The 9,572-nt window shown below is 55.6% G+C and carries 11 protein-coding genes; all 11 read right to left on the bottom strand.

Annotated features, from left to right (window positions below; all coding sequences use genetic code 11):
- Nucleotides 1-135: 135 nt before the first annotated feature.
- The 11 genes from FYJ78_RS11615 to prmA all read right to left on the bottom strand — a co-directional run bounded on the left by FYJ78_RS11615 (nucleotide 136) and on the right by prmA (nucleotide 9,503).
- Entirely contained in the window at nucleotides 136-660 is a 525-nt protein-coding gene (locus FYJ78_RS11615) for a hypothetical protein (RefSeq protein ID WP_154621548.1), read from the bottom strand.
- A gap of 12 nt (nucleotides 661-672) precedes the next feature.
- Nucleotides 673-1,674 (bottom strand): flotillin-like protein FloA, encoded by a 1,002-nt coding sequence (gene floA, locus FYJ78_RS11610; protein WP_154621547.1) that lies wholly within the window; start codon nucleotides 1,672-1,674, stop codon nucleotides 673-675.
- Nucleotides 1,675-1,703: 29 nt separating this feature from the next.
- On the bottom strand, nucleotides 1,704-2,345 hold the full coding sequence (locus tag FYJ78_RS11605) for an NfeD family protein (protein ID WP_154621545.1): 642 nt from the start codon (nucleotides 2,343-2,345) through the stop codon (nucleotides 1,704-1,706).
- 140 nt (nucleotides 2,346-2,485) lie between these two features.
- A complete protein-coding gene (locus tag FYJ78_RS11600) occupies nucleotides 2,486-4,207 on the bottom strand; it encodes a methyl-accepting chemotaxis protein (protein ID WP_195847962.1) in 1,722 nt (573 codons plus the stop codon).
- A gap of 215 nt (nucleotides 4,208-4,422) precedes the next feature.
- The gene (locus FYJ78_RS11595) at nucleotides 4,423-5,040 is read right to left on the bottom strand and encodes a hypothetical protein (RefSeq protein WP_154621543.1); all 618 of its coding nucleotides are present in this window, start codon (nucleotides 5,038-5,040) and stop codon (nucleotides 4,423-4,425) included.
- Nucleotides 5,041-5,223: 183 nt separating this feature from the next.
- Nucleotides 5,224-5,670 (bottom strand): GatB/YqeY domain-containing protein, encoded by a 447-nt coding sequence (locus FYJ78_RS11590; protein WP_154621542.1) that lies wholly within the window; start codon nucleotides 5,668-5,670, stop codon nucleotides 5,224-5,226.
- A 92-nt stretch (nucleotides 5,671-5,762) separates the two neighbouring features.
- Complete coding sequence (rpsU, locus tag FYJ78_RS11585; RefSeq protein ID WP_033170151.1) at nucleotides 5,763-5,945, bottom strand: 30S ribosomal protein S21; 183 nt, start codon at nucleotides 5,943-5,945, stop codon at nucleotides 5,763-5,765.
- Between the two features lie 101 nt (nucleotides 5,946-6,046).
- Nucleotides 6,047-6,394 carry a histidine triad nucleotide-binding protein gene (locus FYJ78_RS11580; protein ID WP_154621541.1) on the bottom strand — a complete coding sequence of 116 codons (348 nt, stop codon included), beginning with the start codon at nucleotides 6,392-6,394 and terminating at the stop codon, nucleotides 6,047-6,049.
- Between the two features lie 106 nt (nucleotides 6,395-6,500).
- Nucleotides 6,501-7,805: a tRNA (N(6)-L-threonylcarbamoyladenosine(37)-C(2))-methylthiotransferase MtaB gene (mtaB, locus tag FYJ78_RS11575; protein WP_154621540.1), complete on the bottom strand. Its 1,305-nt coding sequence runs from the start codon at nucleotides 7,803-7,805 to the stop codon at nucleotides 6,501-6,503.
- Between the two features lie 16 nt (nucleotides 7,806-7,821).
- Nucleotides 7,822-8,556 carry a 16S rRNA (uracil(1498)-N(3))-methyltransferase gene (locus FYJ78_RS11570; protein WP_154621539.1) on the bottom strand — a complete coding sequence of 245 codons (735 nt, stop codon included), beginning with the start codon at nucleotides 8,554-8,556 and terminating at the stop codon, nucleotides 7,822-7,824.
- Entirely contained in the window at nucleotides 8,553-9,503 is a 951-nt protein-coding gene (gene prmA / locus FYJ78_RS11565) for a 50S ribosomal protein L11 methyltransferase (RefSeq protein ID WP_154621538.1), read from the bottom strand. Before prmA ends, FYJ78_RS11570 begins: the two co-directional genes overlap by 4 nt.
- Between the last annotated feature and the right edge of the window lie 69 nt (nucleotides 9,504-9,572).

The following is a 9,572-nucleotide window of genomic DNA, read 5'->3' as shown; positions in this document are numbered from 1 at the left end:
GTATCCGTGGTAAAATGATTTTGATCCATAGCGATTCTCCTTTGTGGTTGTGTTTTTGTGCAACTACATTTTACCACAAAGGTTCGCTATGGATTTTTAAGTGTTCAACTTAATTATACAATCCGCCTGCAAAATTTATCGATGCGTCCTCCAACGATAAGCTTTAGGCTTTCCCAGCACCTCCGACAGCACAATGGCCTGTCTGGCGGCTGCCGGATCCCGGAGCAGCGAAGAAAATCCGTTATCGGGGCGCTGGCTTCGCGGTACGGCAGCAGCCGATACGGCCTGCTCCGCTGCCTGTTCTGCTGCGCGGATACGTCGCTCGGCATCAGCCCGCTGCCGCGCATAGGCAAGGCGGTGCTCCCGTTCCTGCATCTCCTCCCGGCAGACTTCTTCCTGCTGCTGAAGCAATGTCCCCGGTTCCCGGTAAACCCGGCCGGTTTCTTCCGGCGGTTCATGTTTCAAAACAGGGATCGGAAACCCCAGCCGGTTTGCCGGCCGGTCTCCCGCGCTCTGGCCGGCACGCCATGGCTGCGGCACAGGCGGAGGAAGAACCGAATCCGGCCGCTTTCGGCGCGGCGGCGCTTTCTTTTTTCCGCCGAGGCGGTCATTGAGCGCAGCGGCCAGTATGAAGAGCACAATGATCAGAACAGCATCCATCGCACTGCCTCCTCACTTCTCCGGCGCAGACGGCGCCGGTGGCACTGTTCCGGAACCGGTGCTGCCTATGGCACGGCGCATATCCGTATCCGCCTGAACGTTGTTCAGATTGTAATAATCCATAACGCCGAGCCGTCCCTCACGCAACGCCTGCGCCATGGCGTGCGGCACCTCCGCCTGCGCCTCGACCACCCGGGCTTCCATCTCCTGCGTATAGGCTTTCATTTCCTGCTCTTTGGCCACAGCCATAGCCCGCCGCTCTTCGGCCTTGGCTTGCGCAATGCGCTTGTCCGCCTCTGCCTGATCCGTCTGCAGCTCCGCTCCGATATTGCGTCCCACATCGACATCGGCAATATCGATGGATAAAATCTCAAATGCCGTACCGGCATCCAGCCCCTTGCCCAGCACGGTTTTGGAAATATCGTCCGGATTGGCCAGCACGTCATTATGACTTTCCGACGAACCCACCGTCGTCACGATCCCTTCGCCAACGCGGGCGATGATCGTCGGCTCTCCCGCGCCGCCGACCAGCCGGTCGATATTGGCCCGCACCGTAACACGGGCTTTGATTTTGAGTTCGATGCCGTTTCCCGCCACCGCGGAAACAATTGGCGTTTCAATGACTTTCGGATTGACACTCATCTGCACGGCTTCCAAAACATCCCGTCCGGCCAGATCAATCGCTGCCGACCGTTCGAACGGAAGCGGTATTTGGGCGCGATGCGCCGCAATCAAAGCATCGACTACCTTGTCCACATTGCCGCCGGCCAGATAATGCGCTTCCAGCTGGTTGACGGAAACATCCAGTCCGGCCTTGTTGGCCTTGATAAGCGGCAGAATGATCCCCGACGGAGGGACCCGGCGCATCCGCATCCCGACCAGTGTGATGATGCTGATTTTTACATCCGCGGCCATCGCTGAGATCCACAGTCCGAGCGGGACAAAATGGAGAAAGACCATAACCAATACGACAAGCAGAACCAGCAGAAACCCCGAACCAATCAATCCACCCATGATATGACCTCCTGTTATGACAACGTTATTTATTCGGTATCTTTCCGGCGAACCACCACCCGGCCGCCCTGCACTTCAACCACCGTAACCGGTGTACCCCGGGAAAGAAATGCGCCCTCTGTCACGACATCCACCGGTCTTTCCCGAATCTTTACGGTCCCGGCTGGACGAAGATCCGTCACAGCGATTCCATCGAGCCCGAGCAAGCCATCGCGCGGTTCGGCACTGACATAGCCGCGAACAGAACGTGAGCGATCATGCAGCACCAGTTTATTCCACAGCCTGCTCGCCGGCAGCTTGCGGACGATAAGCGCAGAAATACCGACCGCCGCCAAAAAGGCCGCGGTCATCATATACACCGCATGGATATCACCGCCCAGCGCCAGCACTACGCTGTAAAGCATCGCCGCCACACCAATACCGGCCAAAAGGCCGACCGTCGGCAGCAGCATCTCGACGGTCAGACACAAAATCCCCGCTAAGAATACGGCAATCTGATACAGTTCCGCCGTTCCATGAAAATAACGGCTCCCCCAGAAAACACAAGCCGCCACCACGCCGAGCAGAATCCCTGCTCCCATTCCGCCCGTTTTGATTTCTACGAAAACAGCCAAAAACATAATGACCAGCAGCATCATCTGTAAAAGCGGCATACTGACAAGCATCTCCATGCTGTCGCCTCCTTCCTTCTTACTCTGTATATATTCCCTGCCACAGATCGGAAACCCTGCCGTCTGAGAGAAAATCCAAAAGCCGGATACACAAAAAGCTGCCGCACGGAAACATGCGGCAGCTTTTCCTGCTATCCCGGTCAGGATAATTTAAAGACACGGATCGCATTCTGCAGCTCCTGAGCCAGATTGGACAGCGATTCGCTCGCCCGGGCGATATCCTGCGCGGAGGCCGTCTGCTCCTCCGTCGCGGCAGATACCGTCTGCATCTCATCGGAAATGCGCTGGCTGCTCTGACTGAGTCTGGCCACAGCCGAAGTGATCTGTTCCGTATCGCCCGTCACACCGCGCATCGATTCCGATATGCCCTGAATCTCTCCGGCAATCCCCTCGATCAGACCGACAATCTCACTAAAATTTTCCTTCAAAGCGGATACGGAGCCGGCTCCCGCCACTACTTTATCGCGGCCGGCCTGCATAGAGGATACCGCTTCATCCGTATCCTGACGGATTCCCTGAATGAGTGCCGCGATGCGCTGAGCGGCCTCCTGCGACTGCTCAGCCAGCTTGCGCACTTCATCAGCCACGACGGCAAAGCCACGGCCGGCCTCGCCGGCGCGCGCCGCTTCAATGGCTGCATTCAGCGCCAGCAAATTGGTCTGATCCGATATTTCTGATATCGTATCGACAATCTGGCCGATTTCCTTGGAACGCTGGCCAAGCTTGTCCACAATCGCAGCCGAAGACTGCACCGTACTCTCGACATCCCGCATCTGGCAGACGGCCGTCTCCACGGCATCGGTGCCTGCCTGAGCCCGTTTGGATGCCTGCTGCGCATTGGCTGCCACCCGGACGGAAGTAGACTCGATTTCATGAACGCTGGCAGAGACCTCAGCCACAGCCTGATTGCTCCGGTCTACCGAGTCCTGCTGTTGCGTTGCTGCGCCTGCCGCATCCGTAACCGACTGCGCCACCTGTCCCGAAGCATCGGCGGACTGCTGCGAACTCGCCGTCAGCTGTTCGGATGCAGCGGCCAGCTGTTCGGACGTCTCGCTGAATTTCCCCATGAGCCGGCGGAGATTGGTGCGTACGGCCAACAGCGCCGCCCACATTTCTCCGAATTCATCGCCCCGTTCCATTGAATCGGAATGATCGCTGAAATCGCCCTCCTTCAGCTCACGGCACACGCCGATCATTTTCGAAAGGGCATCCGTGATCTCCCGGATGATGTAGACGGCAGACAAAACGAGCAATACAAAGGCAATCAGCGAAATCATGACCATACGCCGGTTCGTCGCCGCCGACTCTGCCGCATTGGCAGCCTGCGCCCGACTGACTTCCGCGTCGCAGGCCTCCTGCAGATCATTCAGACTGTTTTTCAATGCGTTGAGTTTGCGTATTCCCTCGCCGGCATAAAGAGTGCTGGCCGCCTCATGCTGCCCCGCGATAGTCAGAGCAATAACCTGCTGCGCCGTACTCCGATATTCGTTCCATGCCTGTTCCACCGCATCGATTCCGGCGCCTCCATTCATCTGGCCCGCCAGTTCCTTATAGCTGTTCCAGGCAGCCAGAAAATCCGGCGTATACTTATCTTCCAAGTCCTTCTTCATCTTGACGCGCCGATCCGGCTGAGGCGTAGCAATCGCCTCAAGCATTCCCGATTGAATCTTGCGCATGTTCAGCTGATTATCGGCCAGATACTGCTTGGCCGGCAAATAGACGCTGCTCAGCTCGTCCACGGTCTGTTCCGTCGCACGCAGCGAACTGAACCCGGTGAAAGACACCGCCGCCAGCCCGATCGCCGCAACAAAAACCAGACACAGAATCTTATAGGCCATCCGAATGTTACTCAACCAATTCACGGTCACCACTCCTCCATCTGTCTCCTGCCGAAGCAGGATCGAATCCTGTTCCAGCAACAGCAATGCTATGAGATACCATGTGACCATATTCGCGGCACGTTTTCTTTCCCCTGCCGGTTTTATCCAATTCAAAAAATATTGCAGAAAAAGCCAAAAATATTATAGAAAAAAAGGCAGCAGCCCGCAAACTGCTGTCCTTTCCGCCGAAAAATCGATCAAAGCTTAAAGGTAAGTCCTGTATAAAGCCCCTGCGTCTTGACATCCACGACATCATGATAGTCATTGACCTGGGTGTACTGATAGGAAAGATCCCAATCCACATTCGGCGCTACGGCATACGATGCACCGATCTCTGCATGCCACAGGCTGTCTCCTACAGCGCCGCCGACCCACCAGTTCGTCTTGTCGCCGGCCGGAGCGACGTACCGCACACCGACCTGGAACCGGTCATCGGAAGAAGAGGAAAGAACCCCCGTGCCCTTGCAGCTCATATCGCCGGCATACACATAGGTATTCGGTCCGGCCTGATAAGCGACATTGTACTCCTGCGTCTTCATACCGGCATGGAATCCGCTGCCATCGATGTCGTTGACCTTGTTATCCGAATACTTATACTGCAAGGCAAAATTGCTGCCGAGCCCTACCGTAACACCGGCATACGGACGGGACTTGTCGTCGCCATCGGCATCTCCCACCTTCATGGATGGGGCGGCATTGATTCCCGCCTCAACCGTAACCGCTCCCGGCGCATAGTTCGTCGCCGGCGAAGCAAAGCTCGTTCCGGCACACAGTGTCATGCCCATCAGGGCAGTCAGCATAACATGTTTTTTCATTTGGAAAACCTCCAGACTAATGATCCTGACATTCCAATGATCCCGGATAAGGGAGGAACCGCCGCCCCTGACGCTCATCCGACGCAAAGAAATAGAACGTTTAACAGAAAGTAGTGTATCACCCTCTGATTAAACGTTCCTGAAATCCGGTTTGGATTCTTATTATATTCCGGCGCTGTCGGCTCAGTCCGTCAGCATGCTGCGAACGATAGCATTGACCGTCTTTCCGTCAGCGCGTCCTTTCACCTTCGGCATAAGGACTCCCATGACCTTTCCCATATCCTTCGGCGATGCCGCGCCGGTCTGCGCAACCGCCGCCTGAACCAGACCGCGAATCTCCTCCTCAGAAAGCTGCGCCGGCAGATACGGCATGAGCACAGCGATCTCGGCTTCCGTTTTTTCCACCAGATCCTCGCGCCCGCCTTTGCGGAACTCTTCGATGGAGTCCCGGCGCATCTTGACCTCCTTGCTGATCACCGCCAGAACATCCTCATCGCCCAGCTCTTTCTTGCCGTCAATTTCCTGCTGGCGGACCGCACCGCGAACCATGCGGATTACAGCCAGACGATCCTTATCATGCGCCTTCATGGCTTCTTTCATATCATTGGTCAGCTGCTCTTTCAGAGACATGACATATCCTCCCTTTCTCCTCTGTTTCCAGCTAAGACAAAAAGGCGCCTGCATCGTACGGATTGCAGGCGCCTCGCGCAAATCTTCCGGGATTATCCTCTGAACTTGCGTTTACGAGCTGCCTCAGATTTCTTCTTGCGGCGAACGCTCGGTTTCTCGTAATGTTCACGTTTTCTCACTTCAGCCAGCGTGCCAGCCTTCTGGGACATACGCTTGAAGCGGCGGAGAGCACTATCGATTGATTCGTTTTTACCAACTTTGATTTCGTTTGCCATCTATTTTTCCCCCCCTCCACTTAACTTGGGAGTTTGTGTTTCATAACTACACCATACTATTATACATCAGCAAGGGAAGTCATGTCAACACATTCAGGCCATCAGCCCGGCGGCCATTGCATAGAACGTCCGCCAAGGAGGTGGAAGTGCAGATGCCCGACGCTTTGTCCGCCTTCCTCTCCCGTATTGGCGACAACCCGGAAGCCCTTTTCCGCTATGCCAAGCTCTCTGGCCAGCTGCGGAATCACATCCACAAAGATATGCGAAACCAGTCCGCTGTCTTCTGCCGTCAGAGCAAGAACACTGGCCACATGTTTTTTCGGAATGACCAGAACATGTACCGGCGCCTGCGGTTCCAGATCCCGAAACGCCACAACCTGCTCATCTTCATAAACCAGCTGGGAAGGAATCTCCTTCTGTGCGATCTTGCAAAAAATACAATCTGCCATCATAAACACCTCCCTCATCGGATGGGATTAGCCGATTTTCTGATGAAACCGGACACAAATATAATAATTCGCGCCCTCCTGCAGGAAAACCTTCCCAATGAATAAATTATTTCATGCAGCGTTTAATCCGGCCGAAAACACCGTCCCGGAACAGGCGCTGCAGCTCCACCTCATACATTTCACCACATTCTGCGGGATCATCCGTATAGACGCGGATATAATTATCGGTCAGGCCGTCGGTCACGCCGTCCTGACAGGTTTCAAACAAGACACGCATCGTCCTGCCCAGAAACATACGGTGAAAGGCTTCCGTTTTGCGGGCCGCCAGCGCCTGCATACGATGCACGCGCTCCTTCTTGACCGACTCTTCCACCTGATCCTTCCGTTCAGCGGCCGGTGTCCCGGTACGGCGCGAATAAGGAAATACATGCATGCGCGAAAAATTCATTTTTTCCACAAACGCCAGCCCCTGTTGGAAATCCTCCTCCGTTTCGCCCGGAAAGCCGACGATGATATCCGTCGAAATCGCCACGCCGGGGATCTCCTCCTCGACCCGGCGGATGAGCCGGGCAAATTCCGCGGTATTATACTGCCGGTTCATATCGTGCAGGACAGAATCAGCCCCGGCCTGCAGCGGCAGATGAAGATGTGCGCAGAACCGGTCATCGCCGCGGATCAGAGCGAAAAGATCCGGCGACAATTCAATGGATTCCAGCGAACCCAGCCGGAGCCGTCTGAGTCCGTCCGCTTTCAATACCTCCCGGCAGGCGTCGGCCAGCGTGACCTCTTCCGAAAGATCCCGTCCGTAAGCGCCGAGATGGATCCCCGTCAGCACGATTTCCTTAAATCCAGCGCGGACCAGTTTCCCTGCCTCATCACGAATCTTATCCAGATGCCGGGATTTAACCGGCCCCCTGGCATAGGGAATAATGCAGTAGGAACAGAAATTCTGACACCCATCCTCGATCTTGAGGAATGCGCGCGTACGCTGCGGCATGTCATAAAGCGGAATATCCTCAAAATCGCGGGCTTCCATGATATTGCCCACCTCATCAAGGATTCCATCCTCCCGGGCGGCCTGTTCGACATAATCCACGATATGACTGCGTTCTTTCGTGCCCAGCACCACCCGAACGCCCTCAATCGCTTTGATCTCTTCCGGATGCACCTGGGCGTAACAGCCGCATACGGCAATGACCGCCTGATCATTCTGGCGCTGTGCGCGGCGGATAACCTGCCGCGATTTACGGTCGCCGAGACTGGTAACGGAACAGGTATTGATTACATAAAAATCCGCCTTTTCTTCAAACGGAACAATTTCATACCCCCGTTGCTTGAATAATCCCTCCATCGATTCTGTTTCAAACTGGTTGACCTTGCATCCCAGCGTCGTCAATGCCACTTTCGGCAATGTCTGCCGCCTCCCTTCAGCTCAAATCCCCTAAGTCATATTGTACGGCCGTTACGGCAGCCAATGCCGCGGTCTCCGCACGCAGGATTCGCGGTCCAAGCGTTACGCTCCGTCCGCCGGCCTGCTCAACCTCCTGCGCTTCATCAAGAGAGAATCCACCCTCCGGACCGACGAGCAGTACGATGCGTTTCGCCGTAACGGATCCCAGACACCTTTTCAGTGTCTGCTCGTTTTCATTCTCGTAGAAGAATATCAGCGCGTCTCCCGCTTTATGCTCTGCCGCAAGAAAATCCGATAAACCGACAACCGGTGAAACCTGCAGCAGGGCGGTGCGGCCGCACTGCTTCGCCGCCTCATCCGCAATCTTCTGCCAGCGGACGCACCGGGCCGCCGCCTTCTTCGCATCATAGCGTACCACGCAATTCCTGCTGCGCACCGGGATCACGCCGACCGCACCGAGCTCCACTGCTTTCTGAACGACCCAGTCCATCTTGTCAGACTTCAGCAGACACTGTGCGAGCACAAGCTCAATCGGCGACTCCGTATCGGCGTCCAGATGCTCTTTTAAGGCCAGCGTAACCGCATCCTCGCGAAATGCCGTCATTTCCATGCGGCCCACCTGATTCTCATCATCGACGACAAGAATCTGCTGGCCGGGTCTGGCCCGCATCACATGCATCAGATGATGAGCATCCGCCCCCGTGATTTCAATTGTATCCGCCAGTTTTCCTTTGTAAAAGAGACGTCTCATTGCCGCTCCCCCCGACGGATCACCATGGCAGCCCATCCCTTTTCCTCTGTGACCGATTCTACCGCAAAGCCATGCGCGATGCAGGCCTCGGTCACATCGGCCAGACGCTCTGAAATAATGCCGGAAGCAAGAAGGTGTCCGCCCGGAGCAAGATGCGCATCCAGTTCGTCAAAGAGGCGGATAATGATATCGGCAATGATATTGGCCACAATGAGATCCGCTTTTCCGTCAAACGACTGAAGCAGATCGCTGACGCCGGTCTTTACAATATGGTCTACGCCGTTCTGGCGAATATTTTCCTCCGCGACATGTACAGCCATGCGGTCATAATCCATGGCCGTAACAGAAGAAGCCCCCAGCCGGGCCGCCGCGATCGACAAGACGCCCGATCCGGTTCCGACATCAAAAACACGCATACCGCCGCGCACCAGCTTTTCCAAAGCGCGGATGCACATGGCTGTCGTCGGATGCGTCCCGGTGCCGAAGGCGGCGCCGGGATCCAGCTCAATGACAATATCATCAGGGCTTGCCGTATACTCTTCCCAGCTCGGCTTGATGACGATCATGCCGCCGACCTTTTCCGTGTGAAAATATTTTTTCCAGTTATCCGCCCAGTCCTCATCCCGAACCGCTTTCCAGGAAATTGAACAGGGTCCTTTATCCCGGATCCCCTCCTCTGTTTCCTTAAAGACGCGAATGCGTTCCTCGAACGCACGCAGCTTGCCGTCCAGTTCCTCATCCATCGGCAGATAGGCCCGAACCGTGACCACCTCTGTCTTCTCGGCCCGCGGAATGTCGGTGAAATCCCACATCCCCGAATCAATATAGCTGTTGAGCAGCTCGGGATCCTCAATGACCACGCCCGAAGCGCCCAGATCATGGTAAAGCTCCGCTACTACATCGGTTGCCTCATGCGAGGTCATAATGCTGACTTCTGCCCATTCCAAAACACATATCCCCTTCCATTGTCTGCCGTCTGACGATTCTCTCATTATACGTGCTGCCGAAGAAAAAAA

The sequence above is a fragment of the Wylensekiella montiformis genome (assembly GCF_009697385.1).
GTDB classification, from domain to species: domain Bacteria; phylum Bacillota; class Negativicutes; order Selenomonadales; family Selenomonadaceae; genus Selenomonas_A; species Selenomonas_A montiformis.
Note: the sequence above shows the minus strand (reverse complement) of the source record. Positions and strands in the feature narration are given on the sequence as shown.